The organism is Microbacterium sp. T3-8 (assembly GCF_055398145.1).
In genome coordinates this window covers 2,845,753-2,871,351 of sequence record NZ_AP027918.1, presented here as the reverse complement: position 1 = coordinate 2,871,351, position 25,599 = coordinate 2,845,753, and the positions used below count along the sequence as shown (strand labels likewise).

Genomic DNA, 25,599 nt, shown 5'->3' with positions numbered 1-25,599 from the left:
CACCATGGTTCAGCGCCAGGTGCCCAAACCCGCCGAGCTCTTCGACCTGATGAAGTTCAAGAAGCCCGAGTTCAACGGGCGCAAGCGTCGCCTCGACGCCGCGCTCACGATCGACGACCTGCGCCTGATCGCGAAGCGCCGCACCCCGAAGGCCGCGTTCGACTACACCGACGGTGCGGCCGAGGGGGAGCTCTCGCTCACCCGCGCGCGTCAGGCTTTCCAGGACGTCGAGTTCCACCCCGGCATCCTGCGCCCGGCACCGACCGTCGACACGAGCGTCGAGATCCTCGGCGGCCCCTCCGCGCTGCCGTTCGGCATCGCCCCGACGGGCTTCACCCGACTGATGCAGACCGAGGGCGAGTCCGCCGGTGCCGGCGCCGCGGCTGCCGCCGGCATCCCGTTCACGCTGTCGACGCTCGGCACGACCTCGATCGAAGGCGTGAAGGCCGCCACCCTTCGAGAGCCTCAGGGACAGATTCCCGGAAGGAACTGGTTCCAGCTCTACGTCATGCGCGACCGCGAGATCTCCTACGAGCTCACCCGTCGTGCGGCCGCCGCAGGATTCGACACCCTGCAGTTCACGGTCGACACCCCGGTCGCCGGAGCCCGTCTGCGTGACAAGCGCAACGGCTTCAGCATCCCGCCGCAGCTCACCCTCGGCACGATCATCAACGCGATCCCGCGCCCCTGGTGGTGGTACGACTTCCTCACCACTCCGAAGCTCGAGTTCGCCTCGCTGAGCACCACCGGCGGCACCGTCGGCGAGCTGCTCGACGCCGCCATGGACCCGACCATCAGCTACGACGACCTCGCCGTGATCCGCGACATCTGGCCCGGCAAGATCGTCATCAAGGGCGTGCAGAACGTCGAGGACTCCGTGCGCCTGCGCGATGCGGGTGTCGACGGCATCGTGCTCTCGAACCACGGCGGGCGCCAGCTCGACCGCGCGCCGATCCCGTTCCACCTGCTGCCGAGCGTGCGCCAGGCGGTCGGAGACGACTTCACCGTCATGATCGACACCGGCATCATGAACGGCGCCGACATCGTGGCGGCGGTCGCCCTCGGCGCGGACTTCACGCTCATCGGCCGCGCGTACCTCTACGGTCTGATGGCCGGCGGACGCCAGGGCGTCGACCGAACCATCGCCATCCTGCGCAGCGAGATCGAGCGCACGATGCGTCTGCTCGGCGTCTCGACGCTCGCCGAGCTCGAGCCCGGACACGTCACCCAGCTGCAGCGGCTCGTTCCGGTGGCTCGCCCCGCCGCCGAGGCAGTCGTGCGCTGAGGCGCATCCGTTCGGTCGAACGACGAAGCGCCGTCGTGCCCGGCTCAGGTCTGGGGTGCGACGGCGCTTCGGCGTGGAGGCCAGGGCACGAGCATCGAGGTGGTGCGGCGGTACTCCGCGTACGCGGGGTACTTCGCGGCGGTGATCGACTCGGTGAAGATCGTCGAGCCGATGAACAGGAGCGAGAGCAGCACGGCTCCGACGATCGTCGGGTTCAGGACGCCCCCGACGAGTCCCGCGCCTCCCGAGACGGCCGCGCTGGCGCCCAGCGCGTAGAACGCCCACCACTGCGCCTGCTCGAAGAAGAAGTTGGGGTGGCGGCTGTAACGGAAGAGCCCGGTGGTCGCGAAACCGGGGGAGAGGGTGCCTCCCGCCGCCTTCTTGCGCTGGTGGAAGACCCACTGCTGCTGGTCGGCGATCGTCTCACCGGTGAGGAAGGCGAGGAAGGCGGCGATGAAAAGCACATCCCAGCCGGTCATCGCGGACGGATGCCGCGCGGCCACCATCGCCGGGAGCGTGATGAGCACGAGCAGGGTCATCTGGTAGGCGATGATGAAGAACAGGTTGAAGAGCTGGAACTGCCAGGGGCGCATGCGTCCGCGCAGGATCGCCCAGCGGTAGTCCTCCATGCCGGTGTAGCCGCCCTTGCGGGCGAAGTTGAACGTGAGGCGCGCGCCCCAGGCCGTGGCGAGCAGCCCCATCGCGACGAGCCGCGCCGATCCGTCGCCCTCGGCGAAGGCGACGCCCACGAAGATCCAGACGTATGCGACCGGGACGATCGACCACGCGCGATCGACCCAGGAGGTGTCGCGGGTGATCAGCGACAGCACCCAGCAGACGAGGCTGGCAGCGGCCGCCACGATGATGACGATGAGCAGAGCGTCCATGCCGCCATGCTAGGCCCGGAGCGGGCGTGAGCGGCGGATGCCTGCGAAAGGTCGATCAGAGCGTGGGGAGGAGGGCGTCGAGCTTGTCGGCCGTGTCCTCCCAGCCCTCGACCGCGACCGAGGGCACGCCGATCGCGAGCACGGGGTAGTCGTTGCCCCCCTCGTCGAGACGGTCGCCGAAGAAGAGCATGTCGGTGAGGGGGATGCCGGTGAGGTCGGCGAGGCGCGTCATCCCGAACGCCTTGTCGATGCCGGCGCGGGTGATGTCGATCGACGTCGACCCGCCCGAGCGCACCTCGAGGCCGGGGAGGCGGGCGGCGACGGCATCGCGCAGCGCGGCGCGCTTCGCGCCCGTCGGGTCCCACGCGTGCTTGGCGTCGCTCGGCGCGCGCTGTCCGAGGGCGGAGAAGGTGATCTGCGAGCCGCGGTCCTCGAGGATCTCGCCCCAGGGCTCGGCCTCCCACAGCTCGAGGCGTTCGGCCTCCTCCCGCAGGGCGGTGAGGGCGGCGGACTTCTCGTCGTCGGTGAGGTCGTGCGCGTAGACGGTGGCGAACGCCGTGCCGTCGTGGCGCAGGTAGCGGGTGCCGCAGGTGGGCAGGAGGTGCAGTCGGCCGAGCTCGGCGGCATCCGCATCGGTCAACTGGGCGACGACCTGGGTGCGGAACTGCGTCTCGTTGCCGCCCGAGATGATCGCGACGTCGACCCGATGCAGCAGGGCCTGGAGCAGGGCGGCGATGCGCGGGGTGATCGCCGCCTTCGAGGTGGCGAGCGTGTCATCGAGGTCGAAGGCGACGAGAGAGGGCGCGGTCATGATGCTTCCAGCCTACGAGAGGGCGAGGGGCCGGAGAGCACGGCGACCAGGAGTGCGGACAACACCGCGAGGACGACGCCGATCGTCGCTCCGGTCGAGTTCGCGATCACGTCGGAGACGGTCGCCGCGCGGTGCGGAAGCACCAGACGCTGGAACACTTCGATGCCGATCGAGATCGCGGGACCGACGAGGAAGGCGAGGCCCCAGACCGGGCGGGGGAGGAGCACGAACGCGAGGATTCCCACCGGCACGAAGACGCAGACGTTCGCGAGGATCTCGAGGCGGGTGAAATCGAGTGACGCCCAGCCGAGACGGTGCGCGGTCGACAGAACGAGGTCGAGCAGGTTGGGCAGACGCTGTTCGACGCGGGAAGGCGTGAGGGTGAGTGCAACGAGCCCGGCGAGGAACGGGATGCCGAGGCCCAGAGCCCAGGCGCGTGTGCGGCGACGCGGCGGGGGGAGGAGCGAGCCCATGCCGTCCCTTCGATCCGCGGTCGGGGTACAGAGAAGGCCGCCCCGCAGGGCGGCCTTTCCGGTGTTACTGGTCGGGGTGACAGGATTTGAACCTGCGACCTCTTCGTCCCGAACGAAGCGCGCTACCAAGCTGCGCCACACCCCGTTTTGCAACCCTCCGAGTCTACAAGGAAAAGTCGCGAGCGCCCAATCGAGCGCTCAGGTCCGCGCGGTGAGCGTGAGCAGCGTCGCCTCCGGACGGCAGGCGAAGCGCACCGGGGCGTAGATCGAATGCCCGCAGCCCGCGCTGACGTTGAGCGGCACGGCGCGGTCGCCGTGCGTCCAGGTGCTCAGCCCCTTGGCCTGCTTCAGGGGGATGTCGCAGTTCGCGACCAGAGCGCCGAAGCCGGGGAGGCACACCTGGCCGCCGTGTGTGTGGCCGCCGAGGATCGCGTCGGCGCTGAGGTCGATGAACCCGTTGAGCACCCGCTGGTACGGCGCGTGCGTGACCCCGAGCACCGGTGTGCCGGCGGGTGCCGGGCCGAGCGCCGCGATCGCGTCGGGCAGCTCGTCGAGGCGGTCCCAGTCGCGGTGGGCGTCGTTCACGCCGAAGAGGTCGATGTCTCGCCCGGCGACCGACAGGCGCGCGGCGGTGTTGTTGAGCCCCGTCCACCCGAGCTCGTCGGTGAAGTAGCGATCCATCGCGTCGGTGTCGAGCAGGCGCGGGGCGCTCGTGTGCTTCGACGGACCGGTGAAGTACTTGAACGGGTTGCGCGGCGAGGGCTCGTTGACGTCGTTCGAGCCGTGCACGAAGACGCCGGGGATGCCGGCGAAGGGATCGAACGCACGACGGATGCCGTCGAGCCCCTCGCGATGCCCGAGGTTGTCGCCGGTGTTGACGATCAGGTCGGGCTTCAGCTGGGCGAGCGAGGCGAGCCAGTCCTGCTTGCGGTGCTGCCAGGGCGCCATGTGAGCGTCGGACAGGTGCAGGATGCGCAGGGGAGCGGAGCCGGGCGGCAGAGCGGATGCCTCGACCTCGCGCACTGTGAACAGGTAGCGTTCGATGCCGATGCCCCAGATCGCCGCTGCAGCGCCCACGGCCCCCACCGCGCCGAGCGCGATGAGGGCCGGGTGCACCGAAGAGGTGCGGGTCACTCGCAGACCACGGTCACGGTCGTGGTCTTGCTCGCAGCACTGCCCGGGGCCGGGTCGGTGCTGATCACCTTCTTGCCTCCGCCGTTGCAGGAGGCGTCGAACTGGAGCGATTCGAACCCGGCGGCGAAGAGCGAGGCCTGGGCGGCGCTTCGCGACTTACCGATCAGGTCGGCCGGGACCGTCGTGGCCTGTCCGTTGCTGGGCGAAATCGTGATGTTGGCGCCCGTCGGAGCCTGACCGGACGGATCCTGCGCGGCGACGATGTTGGTCGCTTGCGAGCCGTCGACCGGCGCTCCGACCGAAACCGCGAATCCGGCGCCCTCGAGAGCTGCGGTCGCCTCGTCGATCGTCATCCCGACCACGCTCGGCACGTCGACGAGGATTTGGCGGGTGAGGTTCCGGTCGGGCTGTGGGAACGCGTTTCCCCCGTAGACGTCATTCGCCGCGGCCTGCGCGGCCCTCGCGATCGGGTAACGCACGTCGTTGAGGTACGACCCCAGCAAAGACGGTACCTGGAACACGTTCTCCTGGCCCTGCCAGCGTCCGGCCCACACCGCGGTCGCGACCTGGGTGCTCGACTCGATCATCATGGTCGACCAGCGGTCGTGTGTTCCGGTCTTACCGATCAACGGCGTGCCGTCGTAGGGGTTCGCGCGGGAACCGGTGCCACCGCTTGCCATGACGCCCTGAAGGGCATAGGCGGCAGTCGCGGCGACCTCGGGCGTGAGCACGCCTTCCTTGCACGATACCGGCGGGATCTCGTGTTCCGTGCCGTCGGCATTGAGCACCTTCTCGATCGCGCGCGGGGCGCAATAGGTGCCGCCGTTCGCGACGGTGGCGTAGGCGGCGGCCATCGCCATCGGCGAGATGTTCTTCGGCCCGAGCACGTCGTACGGCACGTTCTGGTCGGTGACCTTCCCGCCCGTTGCCAGCGTCACGCCCATGCGGTCGGCGACCTTGTTGATCTCGCAGATATCGAGCTTCGCGGCCATCGCGAAGAATCCGCTGTTGAGCGACTGCGCGGTGAAGGTGCGAACGTTGTTGGTATATCCGCGGCCGCCGCCGAAGTTGCCGATCTCCGCTGTGTCGACGGTCTGCGTTGCACCGCACACGTTCATCTTGAGGTTCTTCTGCACGGCGCCGTTGAGCACCTCGTTGACCGAGTGTCCCTTCTCGAGCCAGTCGATGAGGGTGAAGAGCTTGTACGTCGATCCGACTTGGAAGCCGTCGGAGTTTCCGTGTGCGCGGTCACCGGCGAACACCAGCGAGGTGAACGCCTGGTCGTCGGTCTTCGTCTCGCTGAACGTCGTGTTCTGCGTCATCGAGATGATGTTGCCGTTCGTCGTGTTGAGGGAGACGCCGGCCGCACCGAAGTACTTGTTGTCCATGTTGCCGGGGGCGTTCTCGGCCATGGCCTGGGCGGCCGGTCCCTGCACGCGCATGTCGATCGTGGTGTAGATCTTCAGGCCACCGCGGCGCAGCAGCTCGCTGCGGTCCTGACGGGTCTCGCCGAAGATCGGGTCGTTCTCGATGATCGACTTGGCGTACTGGCAGAAGTAGGCCTGCTGACCGGCAGTGGCGCAGCCCTGCACGGACGGTGTGATCTTGGGCTCGATGGGCGAGGCCTTGGCCTCGTCGTGCTCGGCCTGCGTGATCTTGCCGTCGGCGAGCATGCGGCCGAGCACGTAGTCGCGGCGGTTGAGGGTATCGGCGTAGCCGTCGGCCGCGGAGTTCTCGCCCTCGGAGCGGTCGATGCGCAGGTTGTTCGGGTTCTGCACGATGCCAGCCAGCGTCGCGGCCTGGGCGATCGTGAGGTTCGACGCGGATGCCGAGAAGTAGTACTTGGCAGCGGCCTCGATGCCGTAGACGGTGCCGCCGAAGTTCGCGATGTTGAGGTAGCCGAGCAGGATGTCGTTCTTCGACGACGTCTTCTCGATCTGGATGGCGTAGCGCATCTCCTGCAGCTTGCGCTCGATGCCGTCAGCGCCCTTTGCGTTGGTCGCGTCGAGCCAGCACTGCTGCAGGTCCTCCGAGTAGGTGTCCGAGGCGGCGTCCGCCTTCTGCTCGCACTCCTGGATCTGCACGTTCTTCACGAACTGCTGCGTGATGGTCGACGCACCGCGGCTCGATGTCTTGCGCAGGTTGTCGATGACGGCCTTGACGGTGGCGCCGAGGTTGACGCCGCCGTGGCTGTAGAAGTTCTTGTCCTCGCTCGAGAGGATGGCGTTGATGAGCGTCGGCGACAGCTGCTCGTACGTCACCGGCACGCGGTTCTGTTCGTAGAACGACGCGAGGACGATGTTCTCACCCGTGTTCGGGTCGGTCGCGTAGATGGTCGACTGCTCCATCGGAGCGTTGACGTCGAGGTTCGCGGGGAGCTCTTCGAACAGCGTCACGGCGCTGTTGCCGGCGATGCCGGCCATCGCGAGGACGGGCGTGACGCTGGTGGTGACAAGAAGGCCGGCGACGGCGCTCAGACCGACGAGCCCGAGCAGACCGCCGAGCACGCCTTTCACCGTACGGTTCTTTTGAGGCATACGCTTGATCGTAGGGGAGTTCCCTGAATACCGCCTTTGACGGGCCCGCGTTCGTCCGCTGCGCCCGCACGACGATCCGATGGAGTGCCATGACCACGTGGGAATACCTCACCACGCCGCTGCTGATCCACAACACCGCGGCGATCCTCAACAACTGGGGCAAGCAGGGCTGGGAGCTCGTCCAGGTGGTGCAGGGTCCGGAGGGCGGACTCGTCGCCTACTTCAAGCGCCCCGTCACGCAGGACGGATCCAACGAGACCGGTCTCGCGGCTGCCGCCCAGGCCGCCCGCCAGTTCGAGGGCGGTGCCGCATGAGCATCTCCGCCCGCCTCGCAGAGCTCGGCATCGAGCTGCCCGCCGTCGCCGCCCCGGTCGCCGCCTACGTACCCGCCGTCGTCCACGCGGGGGTCGTCTACACCTCGGGCCAGCTCCCGTTCACCGATGGCGCCCTTCCCGCGACCGGCAAGGTCGGCGCGGCGGTCGACGCCGCCGACGCCCAGGCCTACGCCCGCACCTGCGCGCTGAACGCGCTCGCCGCCGCGGCGGATGCCGCCGGCGGTGTCGACCGGATCGCCGGGGTCCTGCGCGTCGGTGGTTTCGTGGCATCTGTTCCCGAGTTCTCGGGCCAGCCCGGCGTCATCAATGGCGCGAGCGAAGTGCTCGGCGAGATCTTCGGCGACGCCGGCCGTCACGCCCGCGCCGCCGTCGGCGTGCCCGTGCTGCCGCTCGACAGCCCCGTCGAGGTCGAGGTCACCTTCCTCCTCGCCTGATCGGCCCGCGGCATCCGCCTCTCTCCCTACCGGGAGGCGAGAAGCCTGGTCGCAGCAGATCGATGGTGAGCGCAGCGATGCCCCTGCGCCGGGCGATCGGGGTGCAGGGGTCCCCGTCTCGACCGGCGCAGGGGCATCGCGGAGCGGACCCCCGAGAAACTACTTGACCTGCGACGAGATGATCGTCATCACGGCCGTGTCGGCGAGCGTCGTCGTGTCGCCGACCTCGCGACCCTCGGCGACGTCGCGCAGCAGACGGCGCATGATCTTGCCGGAGCGGGTCTTGGGCAGCTCGCCCACGATGTAGACGTCGCGCGGGCGGGCGATCGCCCCGATCTGCTCGCCGACCCACAGGCGCAGCTGCTGAGCGAGACCCGCCGGGTCGTGCGCTGAGAGGTAGCTCTCCTTGATGATGACGAAGGCGACGACCGCCTGGCCCGTCGTCTCGTCGGACGCCCCGACCACGGCCGCCTCGGCGGTGGCCTCGTGGGCGACGAGCGACGATTCGATCTCGGCCGTCGAGAGACGGTGGCCCGAGACGTTCATCACGTCGTCCACACGCCCGAGCAGCCAGAGATCGCCGTCGTCGTCGAGGCGGGCGCCGTCGCCGGCGAAGTAGTACCCCTGCTTCTCGAACTTCTCCCAATAGGTCTCGCGGAAGCGCTCCGGGTCGCCCCAGATGCCGCGCAGCATGCTCGGCCAGGGTTCGGTCACCACGAGCAGGCCGCCGTTGCCGTTGCCGACTTCCTGACCCTGCTCGTCGACGACGTCGATGCGGATGCCGGGAAGCGGCACCTGCGCCGAGCCCGGCTTCGTGGCGGTGACGCCCGGCAGCGGCGAGACCATGATCGCGCCGGTCTCGGTCTGCCACCACGTGTCGACGATGGGGGCGCGGTTCCCGCCGATGACCTCGCGGTACCACATCCATGCCTCGGGGTTGATGGGCTCGCCCACCGATCCGAGCACGCGCAGCGACGAGAGGTCGAACTTCTGCGGGACGCTGCGCCCGATCTTCATGAACGAGCGGATGGCGGTCGGGGCGGTGTAGAAGATCGACACCTTGTACTTCTCGATGATCTCCCACCAGCGGCCGGGGTGCGGGGCATCCGGGGTGCCCTCGTAGATGACCTGCGTGGCTCCGTTCGCGAGCGGGCCGTAGGTCACGTAGGAATGCCCGGTGATCCAGCCGATGTCGGCCGTGCACCAGTAGACGTCGCTGTCGGCGTGCAGGTCGAAGACGTACTTGTGCGAATACGCGGCCTGCGTGAGGTAGCCGCCGGACGTGTGCAGGATGCCCTTCGGCTTCCCGGTGGTGCCCGAGGTGTAGAGGATGAAGAGGGGGTTCTCGGCCGGGAACGCCTCGGCGGTGTGCTCGGCGGATGCCGCGGGCACGGCCTCGTGCCACCAGACGTCGCGACCGTCGACCCAGTCGACCTCGTTGCCTCCGCGACGCACGACGAGCACGTGCTCGACCGTGAGCTGCTCGCCGTCTCCGCGGTCGCTCAGCGCCTGGTCGACGGCCGGCTTGAGCGCCGAGACGCGACCCTTGCGGTAACCGCCGTCGGCGGTGATGACGACCTTGGCGCCGGCGTCGTCGATGCGCGCCCGCAGGCTGTCGGCGCTGAATCCGCCGAAGACCACCGAGTGGATGGCGCCGAGACGCGCGACGGCGAGCATCGCGGCGACGGCTTCGGGGATCATCGGCAGGTAGATGGCGACGCGGTCGCCCTGACCGACGCCGAGATCGGCGAGCACGTTGGCCGTGCGCTTGACCTCGTCGGTCAGCTCGGCGTAGGTGATGCTGCGGCTGTCGCCGGGCTCGCCCTCCCAGTGCAGAGCAACGCGGTCGCCGTTGCCCTGCTCGACATGGCGGTCGAGGCAGTTGTAGGCGACGTTGAGCTCGCCGTCGTCGAACCACTTGGCGAACGGCGGGGCGGACCAGTCGAGAACCCGGGTGAACGGCGTGTGCCAGTGCAGCAGCTCGCGCGACTGATCGGCCCAGAAGCCCTCGCGGTCCGCGGCGGCGCGCTCGTAGAGATCGGGGGAGGAGATCGACTGGGCGACGAACTCCTCGGACGGCGGGAACTGGCGGTTCTCATCGAGAAGGTGGTCGATCTGACTGCTCATCGGCAGACGCTCCTTTGCGGCTGGGGTCGATCCCGGGTGGTGCGTCCGGGACAGGGCGAATCTAGTCTCGCGCACGGGGGATCAATACTGCCGAAAGTCGGTAGTCGCGTCGGTTTTGTCAGGACGGTTGCCTTGCGTACACTCGACCTCAGCCGAATACTCATTCCGGCCTTGGCGCGCCCGATTCCCCCGATCGGTGCCCGCCCCGGGCGGCACCTCATTCCCCCCGTGAGGTGCCGCCTTTCTTGTTACGGCGAGGCGCCGCGATCGGTTCTGCACGGCGCGCCGATGCCGTGGGTTCTGCACAGCGACCGCATCCGTGGACGGGCGGGGTCCCACCCGTTGCCTAGCGTCGGGGCATGGCCGATCCGTTCATCCTCCAGCCCCGGGGCGCCGAGAGCCCGCACGGCGCCTCGGTGCCGATTCCGCCGGCCCCGCTGCGGATCGACCCCGCGTTCGGGATGCTGGCCGAGCACTGCGCCGACGACGCCGTCACCGATGTCTTCGTCAACGGCGACGGAGGGCTGTTCCTCGATCGGGGCGAGGGCGCCGAACCCGTCTCCGCGTGGCGGGCATCCGAACGAGAGGTCCGCGATCTCGCGGTCGCGCTCGTCGGTCTCGGAGGGCGCCATCTCGACGACCAGTCGCCGTGCGTCGACGTGCGGCTCGACTCCGGCATCCGCGTGCACGCCGTACTCGCCCCCGTCGCGGCCAGCGGCACCGCCATCTCGATCCGCATCCCTCGGGTGCGCGCCGCCGACCTCGATGCGCTCGCGGCGCTCGGCTGCTTCGACGCACGGATGCAGCGGTGGCTGATGAGCCTGGTGCATGAGCGGGCGAATCTGCTGATCACCGGAGGCACGGGCACGGGCAAGACGACGTTGCTCTCCGCGCTGCTCTCAGAAGCCGCGGACTCCGAGCGTCTCGTGACGATCGAAGACGTCGCCGAGCTGCGGCCGCGGCATCCTCACCATGTCGCCCTCGAAGCACGCCAGGCCAACCTCGAGGGCGCGGGAGGGATCAGCCTGGCGCGTCTGGTGAGGGAGTCGCTGCGCATGCGGCCGGATCGGCTGATCGTGGGCGAGTGCCGCGGTGAGGAGATCCGTGAACTGCTCACCGCGCTCAACACCGGGCACGATGGTGGCGCCGGGACCCTGCACGCGAGTGGACTGACCGATGTGCCGGCGCGACTGGAAGCACTCGGGGCACTTGCGGGGATGGATGCCACGGCGCTGGCGCGGCAGACCGTGAGCGCCTTCAGCACCGTGCTGCATCTCGTGCGCGATCCCGGCGGAACCCGGCGCATCGCGCAGGCCGGGGTGTTCGCGCTCGCGGACGAGCGGCTGACGATCGAGGAGGTGCGGCCATGGTGAGGCGGCGAGTACGGGATGTGACGCACGGTGCGGATGCCGCGACCTCCGTGCAGACGCTGGCCGTGCTGTTGCAGGCGGGAGCCATGCCGACGGTGGCCTGGCGGCATCTCGCGGAGACCGGTGACCGGCACGCGATCGCCATCGTGTCGCGCATCGACGCGGGCGAGCCCATCGCCGCCGCGATCGAGGCGGAGGGCGGGGTGTGGGTCGATCTCGCAGCCGCCTGGGAGATCGCGACCACGGTGGGCGCACCGATCGCCGAGGTGCTGCGCACGCTGGCCGAGACCCTGCGCGACGCCGCGTCCGCGGCCGATGACGTGCGCATCGCCCTCACCGAGCCTGCCGGCACGGCGCGCCTGCTGCTGTGGATGCCGCTCGCCGGTCTTCTCCTGGGGTTCGCGCTGGGCTTCGACACGATCGGGGTCATCACTCGGAATCCGATCGGCGCCGCCTGCGTGCTCGCCGGGGGAGCGCTCGTGCTCCTCGCGCGGGCCTGGACGGCGAGCCTGCTCCGGCGTGCGCGGCCGTCACCGGGAACACCGGGCATGCGCGCCGAACTCGTCGCCGTGGCCTTGGCGGGTGGAGCCTCGATCGACCGGGCACTGGGACTCCTCGACGCGGTCGGATCGATCGCGCACGGCGGAGAGGACCGTGTGCCGGACGTGCTCGAACTGTCGCGCGCGGCCGGCGTGCCCGCCGTGGAGCTCCTCCGTGCGTCGGCTGCCCAGGAGCGCCACACGTCGCGGGTCGAGGGCAGGTTGCGCGCGTCGCGTCTCTCGACACGGCTGCTCCTCCCGCTCGGCGTCTGCACGCTCCCCGCCTTCCTGCTGCTGGGCGTCGCACCGATGCTCCTCAGCGTCCTGACCTCCACGCCGCTCCCGACATGAGCGGAACGACGACGCGACCGCGTCACACCAGAAAGAAGGAACACCATGCACGCACTTCCCCCACTCGACCGGCGTCGGGCCGCATCGCTGTTCGGCGACGAAACCGGAGCGGCGACGGCCGAGTACGCGATCACCACGATGGCCGCCGTGGCCTTCGCGGGTCTACTCGTCGTCATCATGCGCTCCGACGAGGTACGCGGCATCCTCACCGACCTGGTGCGCCGGGCGCTGACCGTGGCGTGATGCCGCGATTCCGACTCACACGGCTCGGCGGTGACCGGGGATCGGTCGCCGCCGAGTTGGCCCTCGCGCTGCCGGCGGTCGTCCTCGTGCTCGCCCTCGGCGTCGGAGCGCTCGGCGCCGCCACGCGTCAGGTGTCTCTGCAGGATGCGGCGGCCGATGCCGCCCGCCTCCTCGGGCGAGGCGAAGACACGGGGCGCGCCGCCGATGCCGTGGCGCGCGCGGCGCCGGGTGCCACCATGTCGTCCGCGAGTTCCGGCGACCTCGTCTGCGTGACGGCGCACGCGGAGGTGGCCGTCGGCAATCTCCTCACCGTGCCGCTGCAGGCATCGAGTTGCGCCCTGGCAGGTGGTCTCTGATGGCCGGATCCGCGCTCGCCACCGGCGTTCTGGTGACAGCGGCCGGCCTCGCCATAGGCCTTGCCGCGGTCGGTGGCGCCGCCGTCACCGCGCAACGGGTCGCCGGCGCGGCGGATGCCGCGGCGCTCGCCGCGGCGGATGCCGTCAGCGGTGCCGTCGTCGTCGCCGACGAGCCCTGCGCCGTCGCCGCGCGGGTGGCCGGGGCTGCGGGTGCGACCCTCACCGGATGCTCGATCGAGGGCTTCGTGGCGACCGTGCAGGTGGAGTCGGCGTACGCTGGAGTCGTTGCCGTCTCCCGAGCCCGTGCCGGGCCACCCGAGGGCGAATGACGGCAGAACGTACCTCCTCACTGCGACGCACCCGGATAGCAGGGGTGTGTATGGTGTGCTTCGAAGAAAGGACGCCCCCTTGGCTGAAGGCAAGAAGCTCGTCATCGTCGAGTCTCCGACGAAGATGCGGTCTATTCAGGGATACCTCGGAGACGGCTACGAGGTGCTCAGCTCGGTCGGCCACATCCGCGACCTCGCCGACAAGCGGGACATCCCGGCCGCCGACAAGGAGGCCTACGGGAAGTACTCGATCGACATCGAGAACGGCTTCGACCCCTACTACGTCGTCTCCGATCGCAAGACGAAGACGGTCGCCGAGCTCAAGCGCGCCCTGAAGACCGCCGACGAGCTCCTGCTCGCCACTGATGAGGACCGCGAGGGTGAGGCGATCGCCTGGCACCTGCTCGAGACCCTCAAGCCCAAGGTCCCCGTCAAGCGCATGGTCTTCCACGAGATCACCAAGGACGCGATCCAGGCAGCCGTCGGCAACACCCGCGAGCTCGACCACGCGCTCGTCGATGCGCAGGAGACCCGCCGCATCCTCGACCGCCTGTACGGCTGGGATGTCTCGCCCGTCCTCTGGTACAAGGTCAAGACCGGCATCTCAGCCGGCCGCGTGCAGTCCGCCGCCACCCGCCTGATCGTCGACCGGGAACGCGAGCGCATGGCGTTCGTCTCGGCCGAGTACTGGGACGTCGACGCCGCTGCGGCCGCGACCGGAACGTCGTTCCGCATCCGCCTCGTGCGCGTCGACGGCGGACAGCTCGCTCGCGGCACCGACTTCGACGACCGCGGTGCCCTGAAGAAGGCCGTCGTCGTCCTCGACGAAGCCAAGGCGCAGGCCCTCGCCCAGGCCGTCGAATCGGCCGGCGCCGGTACGGTGACCAAGGTCGAGGCCAAGCCCGGCACCCGCAGCCCCTACGCCCCGTTCACCACCTCCACGATGCAGCAGGAGGCGGGGCGCAAGCTCTCGATGGGGGCGAAGCAGGCGATGAGCGTCGCCCAGCGCCTCTACGAGAAGGGGTACATCACCTATATGCGTACCGACTCCACGTCGCTGAGCACCCAGGCGGTGCAGGCGGCGCGGAGCCAGGCGGTCGCGCTCTACGGTGACTCCGCGGTGCCGCTCAAGCCCCGCGTGTACAAGTCGAAGAGCAAGAACGCGCAGGAGGCGCACGAGGCGATCCGTCCCTCGGGCGACAACTTCCGCACCCCCGCGTCGCTCTCGTCCGAGCTCGACCGTGACGAGCAGCGCCTCTACGACCTGATCTGGAAGCGCACCGTCGCCAGCCAGATGGCCGACGCGAAGTACGAGACGACGACCGTCACGATCGCGGTGAACGCTGCCGGGCAGGTCGCGGAGTTCACAGCATCCGGAACGGTCTACACCTTCAAGGGATTCCTCGAGGCTTACGAAGAGGGTCGCGACGAGAAGCGCGGCGATGCGGATGCCGCCGAGAACCAGTCGCTCCCGGCCGTCGCCGTGGGCGATGAGCTGTCGGTCGCCGAAGCCGAGGCCAAGGGGCACCGCACGACGCCGAAGCCGCGGTACACCGAGGCATCGCTCGTGAAGGTGCTCGAGGAGAAGGGCATCGGGCGTCCGTCGACGTTCGCGACGATCCCCGAGACGATCCTCGATCGCGGCTACGCGGTCAAGCGCGGCCAGGCGCTCGTGCCGACGTGGCTCGCCTTCAGCGTCGTCCGCCTGCTCGAAGAGCACTTCGCCGAGCTGGTCGACTACGACTTCACGGCCTCGCTCGAGGACGACCTCGACACGATCGCACGCGGCGAGCAGGACCGCGTCGAGTGGCTGAAGGGCTTCTACTTCGGTTCCGACGCGCACGTCGGCCTGCGCAAGGTCGTCGACAACCTCGGCGAGATCGATGCGCGAGCGCTCAACTCGACACCGATCACCGACACCGCGACCCTGCGCTTCGGCAAGTACGGCCCCTACCTCGAGGTCGCCGACCCCGAGAACCCCGAGGCCAAGCCGCGCATCGTCAACGTCCCGGAAGACCTCGCGCCCGACGAGCTCACGGCCGAGAAGGCGCAGGAGCTCATCGACGCTCCGGTCGCCGGCGACCGCGTTCTCGGAGAGAACCCCGAGAACGGCAAGATCGTCGTCGTCAAGGACGGACGCTTCGGCCCCTACGTGCAGGAGAACGACCCGGTGTCCGAGGACGCCGCGGTCGACGAGACGACCGGTGAGGTCGTCGAAGCTCCGAAGAAGCGCGGTGCCAAGAAGGAGACCGCGCCCAAGCCGCGCACCGCATCGCTCTTCAAGTCGATGTCGGTCGACGCGATCGATCTCGACACCGCCCTGCAGCTGCTCACCCTGCCTCGCGTCGTCGGCGTCGACCCCGAATCGGGCGACGAGATCACCGCCCAGAACGGCCGCTTCGGTCCATACCTGAAGAAGGGCGCCGATTCGCGCTCGCTCGAGAGCGAATCGCAGATCTTCGACGTGACCCTCGAGCAGGCGCTCGAGATCTACACGCAGCCCAAGTACGGTGCCCGACGGGCATCCAGCGCGCTCGCCGAGTTCGACGCCGACCCGGTCAGCGGCAAGCCGATCCGCATTCGTGACGGTCGATTCGGCGCCTACGTGACCGACGGGGAGACCAACGTCACGATCCCACGCGGCCAGAAGCCCGAGGACATCACTTTCGAGATCGCCGTGCAGATGCTCGCCGACAAGCGCGCGAAGGGCCCCGCTCCCAAGCGCGGCTCGCGTGCGGCGGCGAAGAAAGCGCCGGCCAAGAAGGCTCCCGCCAAGAAGGCTCCCGCCAAGAAGGCTCCGGCCAAGAAGGCTGCAGCGAAGAAGGCTCCGACGGATGCCGAGAAGGCGGCCGCACGCTCGGCTGCGGCGAAGAAGGCGGCCGCGACGCGCGCCGCGAACGCCGCCGCGAAGAAGGCCGGTTCGTGACGGAAGGCCGCGGTCGCTGGATCACGCTCGAGGGCGGTGACGGCTCGGGCAAGACCACGCAGTCGGACCTGCTCGCCTCCTGGCTGTCGGAGACAGGCCACGAGGTCGTACGCACGCGCGAGCCCGGCGGGTCGGAGGTCGGCCAGCTGATCCGCGACATCGTGCTCCACCACCGCGGCGACATCGCGCCGCGTGCCGAGGCCCTGCTGTACGCGGCGGACCGGGCGCATCACGTCGCGACCGTCGTGCGCCCCGCGCTCGAGCGGGGCGACATCGTGCTGCAGGATCGATACCTCGACTCGTCCGTCGCCTACCAGGGCGCGGGCCGCGTGCTCGATGCGACCGAGATCCGCGAGCTGTCGCTCTGGGCCGCCGAGGGGGCGCTGCCCGACCTCACGGTGCTGCTCGACCTCGACCCGCAGACCGCCCGCACCCGGCTCGACTCGGCAGACAAGCCCTTCGATCGGCTCGAAGCGGAGAAGGCCGAATTCCACGGTCGAGTGCGCCATGCGTACCTTGCGCTCGCCGCCGCAGAACCGGAACGCTTCCTCGTGATCGACGCCTCCTCGCCGGTCGACGTGATCGCCGGCGAGATCCGTGCGCGGGTCGCATCGTTCCTGGCCTGAGCCCCCTCCTCCGCACAGCGCCACGACCGCATGCGGTCGGTGTCGGTGGTGCCGATTAGGCTGAGTGCATGCCTGAGACCATCGCCGCCCCTTTCCCGTGGGCCGATGTGTGGGGGCAGGATGCCGCGGTCGAGACTCTGCGCGACGCGGCATCCGATCCGTCGGCGCTGTCGCACGCCTGGTTGATCACCGGTCCGCCGGGGTCCGGGCGTTCGACCCTCGCTTACGCCTTCGCTGCGGCGCTGGTCGCCGACCGGCCCGATGACGAGGCGACCATGCGGCAGGTTCTCGCGGGCACGCACCCCGATGTGACGGCGCTGCGCACCGACAAAGTCATCATCACGATCGCCGAGGCGCGCGCCCTGGTCGAGCGTTCGTACTTCGCTCCCTCGGCCGGTCGTTACCGCGTCATCGTCGTCGAAGATGCCGATCGCATGGTCGAGCGCACCTCGAACGTCCTGCTGAAGGCGCTCGAGGAGCCGCCGGAGAAGACCGTCTGGATCCTCTGCGCCCCCAGCGAGGCCGATCTGCTCCCGACCATCCGTTCGCGCGTGCGCTCGCTGCGGCTCCGCGAACCGGACGTCGCGGACGTCGCGCGGTTGATCAGTCTGCGCACGGGTGTCGACGAGGTCGTGGCCGAGCAGGCCGCCCGCCACTCCCAGCGGCACATCGGTATGGCGCAGCGACTCGCCACCGATGAGGCCGCCCGTCGCCGGCGCGACGACACTCTCCGCTCGGTGATCGGCGTGCGCGGTGTGGGCGATGCCGTCGAGGTCGCCGGACGCATCATCCAGGCCGCCACCGAGGATGCGAAGGCTCTGACCGCCGAGCGCGACGCGGCCGAGCGGGCGAACCTGCTGCGCATGGTGGGCGTCGCCGAAGGGCAGGCCGTCCCCCCGGCACTGCGCTCCCAGCTCTCGGCCCTGGAGGACGACCAGAAGAAGCGCGCCACCCGCAGTCTGCGCGACGGTATCGACCGCGTGCTCACCGACATGCAGTCGCTCTTCCGCGACGTCGTGATGCTGCAGTTCGGCCGCACCGACGAACTGATCAACCGTGAGCTCCGGGCCGAGCTGAGCGCGCTCGCCGAAGCCTGGCCCGAGACCCGTACGCTGGTCGTACTCGACCACCTCGCCGACACCCGGCAGGCGCTGGAGCGAAATGTCGCACCGCTGCTCGCCCTCGAGAGCTTGCTCGTGACCATCACGAGCGGGAGGACACCGTGAACATCCGCAAGACTCCCCGCCTCCGCCGTGCCGCCGCACTCGTCGCCGGCCTCGCCGTCGCCGCCGTGGCGCTCTCCGGCTGCCTCTACTCGATGATCCCCGAGGAGACGGCGACGCGCCCGTCGGCGACCGGTGCGCCCGACACCGACGGGGTGTCCGAAGAGCTCCTTCCGTTCTACTCGCAGGAGCTGACCTGGGAGTCCTGCGGCAGCGCCGGCTTCGACTGCACGACGGTCACCGCACCCCTCGATTGGGAGGACCCCGCAGAGGGCGAGATCGAGCTCTCCATCATCCGGCACCAGGCCGAGCAGACGCCGATGGGCTCCCTGCTCACCAACCCCGGCGGTCCCGGCGCCAGTGGCGTCGCCCTCATCCGCGACAGCCTCGACTACGCGGTCGGCGCCGACCTCATCGAGAACTACGACGTGATCGGCTTCGACCCGCGCGGCGTGGGCGAGTCGACGGCGGTGCGCTGCTTCGACGCGACCGAGATGGACGCCTACCTCTACGACGTCCCGACCTCGCCCCGCGGCAGCGCCGAGTGGGAGGCCGAGCTCACCGAGCGCAACACCGCGTTCGCCGAGGCGTGCGACGCGAACAGCGACGGCATCCTGCCGTACATCACCACCATCAACGCCGCACGCGACATGGACCTGATCCGTGCCGTGCTCGGCGACTCGCAGCTGAACTACCTCGGTTACTCCTACGGCACCTTCCTCGGCGCGACCTACGCGAACCTCTACCCCGAGAAGGCCGGCCGCCTCGTGCTCGACGGTGCGATCGACCCGTCGGTTCCCGGGCTCGAGGTCGGTGCGACGCAGGCTCTCGGATTCGAATCCGCGCTCCGCGCGTACATGCAGGACTGCCTCGATTCCGGGAGCTGCCCGTTCAACGGCTCGGTGGACGACGCCATGGCGGATCTCGGGGCGCTGCTCGCGAGCGTCGATCGCACGCCGCTCGAGAACGGCGACGGACGGATGCTCGGTGCGGATTCCCTGATGACGGGAATCATCGCGGCACTCTACTCGCAGGACAGCTGGACGTTCCTCACGCAGGCGCTCGACCAGGCGCTGCAGGGCGACCCGTCGACGGCGTTCGTGCTGGCGGACTTCTACAACAGTCGCGAGGCCGGTTCGTACACCGACAACGCGACCGAGGCATTCCGCGCCTACAACTGCATGGACTACCCGGTCGAAGACGACCCCGCCGCCGAAGCTGCGACCACGAAGAAGATCGAAGAGGGTGCGCCGACCATCGCGCCGTACTGGACCGGCCCCGACTCGTGCGAGGTGTGGCCCTACCCGCCCACGGGAACCCGTGGGGAGATCACGGCCGAGGGTGCCGGACCCATCCTCGTCATCGGCACGACCAACGACCCGGCCACGCCCTACGAGTGGTCGGAAGCGCTCGCGGATCAGCTCGACGAGGGCGTGCTCATCACCCGCGTGGGCGAGGGGCACACCGGCTACAACAAGGGCAACGGATGCGTCGACAACGCCGTGGAGGCGTTCTTCCTCGACGACGTCGTGCCCGAAGACGGCCTCCGCTGCGAGTGACGTCCGCGACTCACGCGCGTGACACGCGCGTGCGTCGTGCTCGATTCGCGAGCGAGCGCGAGACAGGGTAATATCGGTGATCGCGCCGGTTCGTCCGTCGCACGCCGCTTTAGCTCAGTCGGCAGAGCATTTCACTCGTAATGAAAAGGTCGTCAGTTCGATTCTGACAAGCGGCTCTGACAGCCCCCGTGATGCGAAGAACATCACGGGGGCTTTCCTTTTCCCGGCGGCGTAGTCTCGAATCATGAGCAGAGCGCTTCTCATCGTCGATGTCCAGAACGATTTCACCGAGGGCGGTGCCCTGGCGGTCGCGGGCGGTGATGCGGTCGCCGCCGCGGTCTCGGCATACCTCGCCGCCCACGCCGGCGACTACGACGTGATCGTCGCCTCGCGCGACTGGCACGACGCCGAGGGTGACAATGGCGGGCACTTCGCCGAGAGCCCCGATTACGTCGACTCCTGGCCGGTGCACTGCGTAGCGGGCACGCCGGGCGCCGAGTACGACCCGCTGCTCGAGACGGATGCCGTCACCCACCACGTGCGCAAGGGGCAGGGGCTGCCCGCCTACTCAATGTTCGAGGGTGTCACGGATTCCGGCGAGACGGTCGGAGCCGTGCTGACGGCGGCCGGGGTGATCAGCGCCGATGTGGTGGGGATCGCGACGGATCACTGCGTTCGGGCATCCGCTCTGGATGCCGTCGCCCACGGGGTGCGCGTGCGGGTGCTCACCGATCTGGTCGCGGGCGTCGGTTCCGAGTCGAGCGAGGCTGCGCTGATCGAGCTCGCCCACGCGGGCGCCGAGCTCGTCGTGAGCGCCGAGGCGTGAGCCGCAGCGTCCTGCTGCTGCGGGCCGTGAACGTCAGCGGTCGCAATCGCGTGCCGATGGCCGAGCTGCGTTCGGCGCTGAACGACGCCGGGGTGCTCGACGACGTCTCGACGTACATCGCGAGCGGCAACATCGTGTGTCGGCATCCGTCCGATCCGGTCGCGGCCTGCGCGCGCGTGCGATCGCTCATCCATGACGAGTTCGGAGTCGACACTCCGGTGATCCTGCGCACGCACGACGCGCTCGCGCGAGCCCTCGCGACGCAGCCGTTCGTCGATCCGGTCGAGAAGCTGTTGCATGCGATGTTCCTGGAGGGCGCTCCGCAGAAGGGTGCGGTCGCGGCGCTGCGTGAGCGTCTGGTGCCGGGGGAGGAGATCGCCCTCGTCGGGCACGATCTGTGGGTCTCCTACGCCGAGTCCGGAGTGCATGCGTCGAAGCTCACGAAAGCCATTCTCGATCGCGCGCTGGGGGTCGCCGGTACGGCGCGGAACTTGCGCACGGTGAGAAAGCTCGCAGAGCTCACGGCCTGACGTTCGGCGACTCTCCGACGCTGCGGCTCATCGCGATCGGCGGCAGAGAGGTCGACGGCGCAGCGCTCGACGGGCGCAGATCGATGCGACGTGCGGTGCACGCCCCGCACCGCACGTAGACGACGATGCCCTCGCTCGTCGAATGGCGGGACTCGGTGAGCCAGAAGTGCTCGTGCGCCATCGGGGCGGTGGTCGGTCGGAGAATCGGGAGGGTGTCCGTGGAGGTCATGAGACCAGCGTGATGTAATGGCCTTATGCATCTCAACCCTTACGGAGAGTACGCGGTCCTCCTGGCGACCTCGCTCGCCAACGACTGGCCCGCCGACCGTGCCGGGATCGAGGAGCGCACGATCGAGATGGGCATGACGATGACGTTCCCGCCCGCCGCCGACGACCACGCCCGCGTGCGCGACGTCATCGACGACTGGCTCCGGATCGTCGACGAAGCCGACCCCGACGCGCGTGCAGAACTTCTCAATGCCCAGCTCGCGGAGGCGGCTGCGTACCCGCGGCTCACGAATCACGACGGAGAGGGCTGGCACCTGCACTACCGCGACGACGTGCCCTCGCTTCCGTATGTGCTGCGGGCGATCATCAACCTGGGCACCTCGCTCCACCTGGTCACTCGTGGCATGAGCAGGCTCGGCCGCTGCGCGGCATCCCCCTGCACGAACGTCGTCGCCGACGTCACCCGGAACGGCCGCCAACGATTCTGTTCGGTGCGATGCGCGAACCGGGCCGCGGTACGACGGCATCGTGCCCGGGGAAGTGCCTGATCCTGCCCCGGGCGCGATGGTGATGCGGGTCAGGCGGTCTGGCCCTCGTGGCGACCCTCGCCGATCTCCTCGACGACCTTCGCGTTGAACGCCGGCAGGTCGTCCGGGGTGCGGCTCGAGACGAGGCCCGCGTCGACGACGACCTCCTCGTCGACCCAGGTCGCTCCGGCGTTGCGCAGGTCGGTCTTGAGACTCGGGTAGCTGGTCAGCGTGCGCCCGTCGACGACGTCGGCCTCGATGAGGATCCAGGCTCCGTGGCAGATGACTCCGACGGGCTTGTGCTGTGCGAAGAACTCCTTCGCGAGGGCGACGGATGCCTCGTCGAGCCGCAGGTGGTCGGCGTTCACCACGCCGCCCGGCAGAACGAGCGCCTCGAACTCATCGGCGCTCGTGTCGCCGGAGATGAGGTCGACGGCCTGCTCGTGTCCGTTCTTGCCGGTGATGCTGCCCGCCGCCGGGGCGATCAACGTGGCGCTCGCACCCGCGGCCGTCACCGCCTCCCACGGGCTGGTCAGCTCGCTGTCCTCGAAGCCGTCGGTCGCCAGGAATGCCACGCGGTTTCCGGTGAGAGTCGCCATGGTCGTCGTCCTTTCAGGAGGGGGAAGTGGATGCTCCGACTCCGCCGCGAGGGGCGGATGCGGTGAAGGGGGTGGCCAGTGCGCGGCAGGGGTGATAGCGGCCGCGCCGCTAGGCTCGCACCATGTCGACCCCCGCGCCCGTCTCCGCCGTCGCCGACCGTCTGCTCGTGCCGCCCACGGCGGCGTCGGAGCGTGCGCTGGAGGTCGCGCGGCAGTGGTGCACGCCCGCCGTGCTGAACCACTCCCTCCGCTCGTGGGTCTGGGCGAAAGCCCTCGCCGACTCGCGGGGCCTCGAAATCGACGAGGAACTGCTCTTCGTGGCATCCGTCCTGCACGACGTCGGGATCGTGCCCGCCTTCGACAGCCACACGGTGGCCTTCGAAGATGCGGGGGCGGCAGTCTCGGAGGTCTTCGCTGCCGGAGCCGGGTGGTCGCAGCACCGCCGCGAGCGGCTCGGCCAGGTGATCCAGCGGCACATGTGGGTGAGCGTCGACGTCGACGAGGATCCCGAGGGCTACCTGCTGGAGGCGGCGACCAGCCTCGATGTCGCGCACGCTGCGGCAGATCTGTGGGATGCGCAGCTCATCGCCGAGATCGTGCGGCGGGTGCCGCGGTTGACGTTCGCCGAGGAGTTCTCGGCCGCGATCGCCGACCAGGCGGCGCGCAAACCCGCGACGGCCGCAGCGAGGCTCAACGCCTCGAAGCGAATCGCCACGGGTGAGGATGCGTGGAAGGTCTCTCCCGACCGATGAACGGTGAGGGGAATGCGGTGGGCCCCGTGGGGCTCGAACCCACGACCCGCGGATTAAAAGTCCGATGCTCTGCCAACTGAGCTAGAGGCCCGTGCTCCCAGTCTAGGGCGCAGAAAGAGGGCCGTTGACGACACAGCTATCGTCAACGGCCCTCTTCAGCCCCGCGTCATCCCTCCCCGGATGACGGAGGTCGTCGTGCCGAGGTCCCCATCGGCACTCTCCCGCTCTTACTCAGCCGGGGGCATCAGCACCGTGTCGATGAGGTACACGGTGGCGTTCGCGGTCTGGACACCGCCGCAGATGACGTTGGCGCCGTTGACCTGCAGCTCGTCGCCGCTACCGGTGACCTCGAGGTCGGCTCCGTTGACGGTCGGGTGCGTGCCCACGATGTCGTCCGGCGTGATCTGGCCGGGGACGACGTGGTACGTCAGGATCGAGCTCAGCGTGGCGCTGTCGGTCTTGAGGGCGTCGATGGTGGCCGGGTCGATCTTCGCGAAGGCGTCGTCGACCGGTGCGAAGACCGTGAACTCGTCACCGTTGAGCGTGTCGACGAGGTCGACATCGGGGTTGAGCTGTCCGCTGACCGCTGCGGTGAGCGTGGTGAGGATCGGGTTGTTGGATGCCGCGACCGCGACCGGGTCCTTCGACATACCCTCGACCGAACCCGCTCCGTCCGGAACCTGCTCGGCGTACGCCGCGCAACCGGGGCCCACGAGGTTGGCCGCGGGGTCCATCTCCATGGGCTCGGACGACTGCGAGCTCTCCGGCGCCATGGGCTCCTCGGATTCGGTGGTGCTTTCGCCGCTGCCCATGGAACATGCCGAGAGCAGGAACGCGCTCGCCACCGTGAGCGTCAGTGCTGCGGTGACCTTCTTCTTGGTGCTGAACATTTCGAGCTCCTTCAGATGAACTACCACCACGGCCTCTCCGTGGCGTTGACAGGTGTTCGGAACCCCTCGCCGATCGGATGGGAAGAATTCGAGATTTCTTCGAGATCCGTCTCGAACGGCCCCGCCAATCCGATCGGCGCACCAGCACGAACGACATCCGACGGAAAAGGAGCACGCGCGCGAGCGTGACGCGATCGTGATGCGGGGCGCGGGCCGCGGAATCTTCGAGAATTCCGCGAGGAATCGGCAGATATCGGGCGTCGGATGCAGAGCAGGAGGGGTGGAATACGGCATGCTTATGGAGATGGTCATCGATGGGATGGATGTTCCCGAGGACGGCACGGCGCGGGATGCCGTCGCCGACCTCCTCCTCGCCATCGCCGCCGGCGACCAGCGGGCCTTCGCGGAGCTCTACGACCTCCTCTCCTCCCGCGTGTTCGGTCTCATCCTCCGAGTCCTCGTGAACCGCTCGCAGAGCGAGGAAGTGCTCCAGGAGGTCTTTCTCGAGATCTGGCAATCCGCTTCGCGCTTCGCTCCGAACAAGGGGCAAGGACGAACATGGATCATGACGATGGCGCACCGCCGGGCGGTGGACCGCGTCCGATCCTCGCAGTCCAGTTCGGATCGAGATGTCCGGGCGGGACTGCGGGACATCGGGGTGGCCCACGACAGCGTGGCGGAGCAGGTCGAGTTGAGCATGGAAGGTGAGCGCGTCGTCGGCGCACTCTCCGGCCTACCCGAAGCTCAACGTGAAGCGATCGTCCTCGCCTACTACGGCGGTTACAGTCAGAACGAGATCGCGGCGCTCCTGGGAGCGCCGCTGGGGACGATCAAGACACGGATGCGGGATGGACTCACCCGGCTCCGGTCGGCGATGGGGGTGATGGCATGAACGAGAAGGACTTCGCAGAGCTCGCGGCTGGCGCCGCCCTGCACGCGCTCTCTCCTGAGGACGAGGCGCGCTTCCGTCGTACCCTCGACGAGCACCCCGAGTGGGAGCGCATCGTCGAGGCGGATGCCGCCACCGCCGCTACACTCTCGGCCCCGTTCACCGGTGAAGTGCCCCGGCCCGACATCCGCGCCGCGCTGCTCTCGCAGATCGCGCAGACGCCGCAGGTGCAGGGCGTGCAGATGCCGCAGGACGGCCGCACGGACGACGAGCAGGCCGCGCCTGCCGCAGCGTCCTCCGGATCGGCCGACACCTCGACGGTCGACAGCATCCGCCCGCCCCGCCGATGGTCACGCGCGATCTTCGCGCTCGCGGCGTGCCTCGCACTCCTGGTCGGCGTCGGCATCGGCTCCGTCGCGCTGAACGATTACCTCAACCGTCCGGCGAGCGTCGTGGCCCTCGAGCAGATCACGGGAGCGTCGGATGCCGCGCAGGCGAGTGTCACGCTCGACGACGGCACCACGGCCACGGCCCACTGGTCGGCATCGCTCGGCTCCGCCGTGCTCGTGACCGACGGTCTCGCAGCTCCGGCCGACGGAAAGACGTACGAGATGTGGTTCGTGCGCGGGGAGACCCCGGTTCCGGCCGGTGTGTTCGACGCTGATGGCACGACCGCCACTGCCGTGCTCTCCGGCTCGATGCACGAGGGCGACGTCATCGCCGTCACGGTCGAGGAAGAGGGCGGCTCGCCGAGCGGCCTGCCCACGACCGACCCGATCATCGCGATCCCCACGGCCTGAGCGTCACCGATCG

Annotated in this window: 27 protein-coding genes and 3 tRNA genes; 19 read left to right on the top strand and 11 right to left on the bottom strand. The window is 69.1% G+C overall.

Annotation, left to right across the window (positions count from 1 at the left end):
- Positions 1-4: 4 nt before the first annotated feature.
- Positions 5-1,285, top strand: a complete 1,281-nt coding sequence (locus ACZ5Y9_RS13780; RefSeq protein ID WP_464471579.1) for an alpha-hydroxy acid oxidase — start codon at positions 5-7, stop codon at positions 1,283-1,285.
- Between the two features lie 44 nt (positions 1,286-1,329).
- Here ACZ5Y9_RS13780 and ACZ5Y9_RS13775 read toward each other — a convergent pair whose 3' ends face one another.
- The 6 genes from ACZ5Y9_RS13775 to ACZ5Y9_RS13750 all read right to left on the bottom strand — a co-directional run bounded on the left by ACZ5Y9_RS13775 (position 1,330) and on the right by ACZ5Y9_RS13750 (position 7,127).
- Positions 1,330-2,172, bottom strand: a complete 843-nt coding sequence (locus ACZ5Y9_RS13775; RefSeq protein WP_464471578.1) for a DUF1295 domain-containing protein — start codon at positions 2,170-2,172, stop codon at positions 1,330-1,332.
- A 55-nt stretch (positions 2,173-2,227) separates the two neighbouring features.
- Entirely contained in the window at positions 2,228-2,983 is a 756-nt protein-coding gene (locus ACZ5Y9_RS13770) for an HAD-IIB family hydrolase (RefSeq protein WP_247625080.1), read from the bottom strand.
- Positions 2,980-3,456: a VanZ family protein gene (locus ACZ5Y9_RS13765; protein WP_247625079.1), complete on the bottom strand. Its 477-nt coding sequence runs from the start codon at positions 3,454-3,456 to the stop codon at positions 2,980-2,982. Before ACZ5Y9_RS13765 ends, ACZ5Y9_RS13770 begins: the two co-directional genes overlap by 4 nt.
- A 68-nt stretch (positions 3,457-3,524) precedes the next feature.
- Positions 3,525-3,601: transfer RNA gene (locus ACZ5Y9_RS13760), tRNA-Pro, on the bottom strand.
- Between the two features lie 53 nt (positions 3,602-3,654).
- Positions 3,655-4,590, bottom strand: coding sequence for a metallophosphoesterase (locus ACZ5Y9_RS13755; RefSeq protein WP_464471577.1), 936 nt, complete (start codon positions 4,588-4,590; stop codon positions 3,655-3,657).
- Positions 4,587-7,127 (bottom strand): transglycosylase domain-containing protein, encoded by a 2,541-nt coding sequence (locus tag ACZ5Y9_RS13750; protein ID WP_464471576.1) that lies wholly within the window; start codon positions 7,125-7,127, stop codon positions 4,587-4,589. Before ACZ5Y9_RS13750 ends, ACZ5Y9_RS13755 begins: the two co-directional genes overlap by 4 nt.
- Positions 7,128-7,216: 89 nt before the next feature.
- On the opposite strand from ACZ5Y9_RS13750, the gene ACZ5Y9_RS13745 reads away from it, so the two are divergent.
- Positions 7,217-7,441: a DUF4177 domain-containing protein gene (locus ACZ5Y9_RS13745; protein WP_247625076.1), complete on the top strand. Its 225-nt coding sequence runs from the start codon at positions 7,217-7,219 to the stop codon at positions 7,439-7,441.
- A complete protein-coding gene (locus ACZ5Y9_RS13740) occupies positions 7,438-7,896 on the top strand; it encodes a RidA family protein (RefSeq protein ID WP_247625075.1) in 459 nt (152 codons plus the stop codon). The genes ACZ5Y9_RS13745 and ACZ5Y9_RS13740 overlap by 4 nt, the downstream gene beginning before the upstream one ends.
- A 159-nt stretch (positions 7,897-8,055) precedes the next feature.
- Here the strand turns inward: ACZ5Y9_RS13740 and acs are convergent, their stop codons facing one another.
- Positions 8,056-10,023 carry an acetate--CoA ligase gene (acs, locus tag ACZ5Y9_RS13735; RefSeq protein ID WP_464471575.1) on the bottom strand — a complete coding sequence of 656 codons (1,968 nt, stop codon included), beginning with the start codon at positions 10,021-10,023 and terminating at the stop codon, positions 8,056-8,058.
- A gap of 359 nt (positions 10,024-10,382) precedes the next feature.
- Here acs and ACZ5Y9_RS13730 point away from each other — a divergent pair, with 359 nt between their 5' ends.
- From ACZ5Y9_RS13730 to ACZ5Y9_RS13675, 12 genes are all read left to right on the top strand, one after another.
- Complete coding sequence (locus ACZ5Y9_RS13730; protein WP_247625073.1) at positions 10,383-11,396, top strand: TadA family conjugal transfer-associated ATPase; 1,014 nt, start codon at positions 10,383-10,385, stop codon at positions 11,394-11,396.
- Entirely contained in the window at positions 11,390-12,283 is an 894-nt protein-coding gene (locus ACZ5Y9_RS13725) for a type II secretion system F family protein (RefSeq protein ID WP_247625072.1), read from the top strand. The genes ACZ5Y9_RS13730 and ACZ5Y9_RS13725 overlap by 7 nt, the downstream gene beginning before the upstream one ends.
- Positions 12,284-12,328: 45 nt before the next feature.
- Positions 12,329-12,526, top strand: coding sequence for a DUF4244 domain-containing protein (locus ACZ5Y9_RS13720; RefSeq protein WP_247634171.1), 198 nt, complete (start codon positions 12,329-12,331; stop codon positions 12,524-12,526).
- Positions 12,526-12,882, top strand: coding sequence for a TadE family type IV pilus minor pilin (locus ACZ5Y9_RS13715; protein WP_464471574.1), 357 nt, complete (start codon positions 12,526-12,528; stop codon positions 12,880-12,882). The genes ACZ5Y9_RS13720 and ACZ5Y9_RS13715 overlap by 1 nt, the downstream gene beginning before the upstream one ends.
- Positions 12,882-13,211 carry a helicase gene (locus ACZ5Y9_RS13710; RefSeq protein WP_247625048.1) on the top strand — a complete coding sequence of 110 codons (330 nt, stop codon included), beginning with the start codon at positions 12,882-12,884 and terminating at the stop codon, positions 13,209-13,211. Before ACZ5Y9_RS13715 ends, ACZ5Y9_RS13710 begins: the two co-directional genes overlap by 1 nt.
- Positions 13,212-13,290: 79 nt before the next feature.
- On the top strand, positions 13,291-16,137 hold the full coding sequence (gene topA / locus ACZ5Y9_RS13705) for a type I DNA topoisomerase (protein WP_247625047.1): 2,847 nt from the start codon (positions 13,291-13,293) through the stop codon (positions 16,135-16,137).
- A complete protein-coding gene (gene tmk, locus ACZ5Y9_RS13700) occupies positions 16,134-16,763 on the top strand; it encodes a dTMP kinase (RefSeq protein WP_247625046.1) in 630 nt (209 codons plus the stop codon). The genes topA and tmk overlap by 4 nt, the downstream gene beginning before the upstream one ends.
- 68 nt (positions 16,764-16,831) lie before the next feature.
- A complete protein-coding gene (locus ACZ5Y9_RS13695; RefSeq protein ID WP_247625045.1) occupies positions 16,832-17,989 on the top strand; it encodes a DNA polymerase III subunit delta' in 1,158 nt (385 codons plus the stop codon).
- Positions 17,986-19,545 (top strand): alpha/beta hydrolase, encoded by a 1,560-nt coding sequence (locus ACZ5Y9_RS13690; protein ID WP_464471573.1) that lies wholly within the window; start codon positions 17,986-17,988, stop codon positions 19,543-19,545. The genes ACZ5Y9_RS13695 and ACZ5Y9_RS13690 overlap by 4 nt, the downstream gene beginning before the upstream one ends.
- Positions 19,546-19,648: 103 nt before the next feature.
- A tRNA-Thr gene (locus tag ACZ5Y9_RS13685) sits at positions 19,649-19,721 on the top strand.
- A 68-nt stretch (positions 19,722-19,789) separates the two neighbouring features.
- Positions 19,790-20,371: an isochorismatase family protein gene (locus tag ACZ5Y9_RS13680; RefSeq protein ID WP_464471572.1), complete on the top strand. Its 582-nt coding sequence runs from the start codon at positions 19,790-19,792 to the stop codon at positions 20,369-20,371.
- Positions 20,368-20,901: a DUF1697 domain-containing protein gene (locus ACZ5Y9_RS13675; RefSeq protein ID WP_247625042.1), complete on the top strand. Its 534-nt coding sequence runs from the start codon at positions 20,368-20,370 to the stop codon at positions 20,899-20,901. The genes ACZ5Y9_RS13680 and ACZ5Y9_RS13675 overlap by 4 nt, the downstream gene beginning before the upstream one ends.
- Here ACZ5Y9_RS13675 and ACZ5Y9_RS13670 read toward each other — a convergent pair.
- On the bottom strand, positions 20,891-21,130 hold the full coding sequence (locus ACZ5Y9_RS13670; RefSeq protein WP_247625041.1) for a hypothetical protein: 240 nt from the start codon (positions 21,128-21,130) through the stop codon (positions 20,891-20,893). The two genes, ACZ5Y9_RS13675 and ACZ5Y9_RS13670, sit on opposite strands and share 11 nt — an antisense overlap.
- Before the next feature lie 25 nt (positions 21,131-21,155).
- Here ACZ5Y9_RS13670 and ACZ5Y9_RS13665 point away from each other — a divergent pair, with 25 nt between their 5' ends.
- Complete coding sequence (locus ACZ5Y9_RS13665; RefSeq protein WP_464471571.1) at positions 21,156-21,677, top strand: CGNR zinc finger domain-containing protein; 522 nt, start codon at positions 21,156-21,158, stop codon at positions 21,675-21,677.
- A 29-nt stretch (positions 21,678-21,706) separates the two neighbouring features.
- On the opposite strand, the gene ACZ5Y9_RS13660 is transcribed toward ACZ5Y9_RS13665, so the two are convergent.
- On the bottom strand, positions 21,707-22,255 hold the full coding sequence (locus ACZ5Y9_RS13660; RefSeq protein ID WP_247625039.1) for a type 1 glutamine amidotransferase domain-containing protein: 549 nt from the start codon (positions 22,253-22,255) through the stop codon (positions 21,707-21,709).
- Positions 22,256-22,377: 122 nt separating this feature from the next.
- Between ACZ5Y9_RS13660 and ACZ5Y9_RS13655 the strand changes: the two genes are divergently transcribed.
- Complete coding sequence (locus ACZ5Y9_RS13655) at positions 22,378-23,007, top strand: HD domain-containing protein (protein ID WP_464471570.1); 630 nt, start codon at positions 22,378-22,380, stop codon at positions 23,005-23,007.
- An 18-nt stretch (positions 23,008-23,025) separates the two neighbouring features.
- Here ACZ5Y9_RS13655 and ACZ5Y9_RS13650 read toward each other — a convergent pair.
- Both ACZ5Y9_RS13650 and ACZ5Y9_RS13645 read right to left on the bottom strand, forming a co-directional pair.
- Positions 23,026-23,098: transfer RNA gene (locus ACZ5Y9_RS13650), tRNA-Lys, on the bottom strand.
- A 136-nt stretch (positions 23,099-23,234) separates the two neighbouring features.
- Positions 23,235-23,897: a fasciclin domain-containing protein gene (locus ACZ5Y9_RS13645; protein WP_247634185.1), complete on the bottom strand. Its 663-nt coding sequence runs from the start codon at positions 23,895-23,897 to the stop codon at positions 23,235-23,237.
- Between the two features lie 292 nt (positions 23,898-24,189).
- Here ACZ5Y9_RS13645 and sigK point away from each other — a divergent pair, with 292 nt between their 5' ends.
- Both sigK and ACZ5Y9_RS13635 read left to right on the top strand, forming a co-directional pair.
- Entirely contained in the window at positions 24,190-24,789 is a 600-nt protein-coding gene (sigK, locus tag ACZ5Y9_RS13640) for an ECF RNA polymerase sigma factor SigK (RefSeq protein WP_247957552.1), read from the top strand.
- A complete protein-coding gene (locus tag ACZ5Y9_RS13635; protein WP_247625036.1) occupies positions 24,786-25,586 on the top strand; it encodes an anti-sigma factor in 801 nt (266 codons plus the stop codon). The genes sigK and ACZ5Y9_RS13635 overlap by 4 nt, the downstream gene beginning before the upstream one ends.
- The last annotated feature ends 13 nt before the right edge of the window (positions 25,587-25,599 follow it).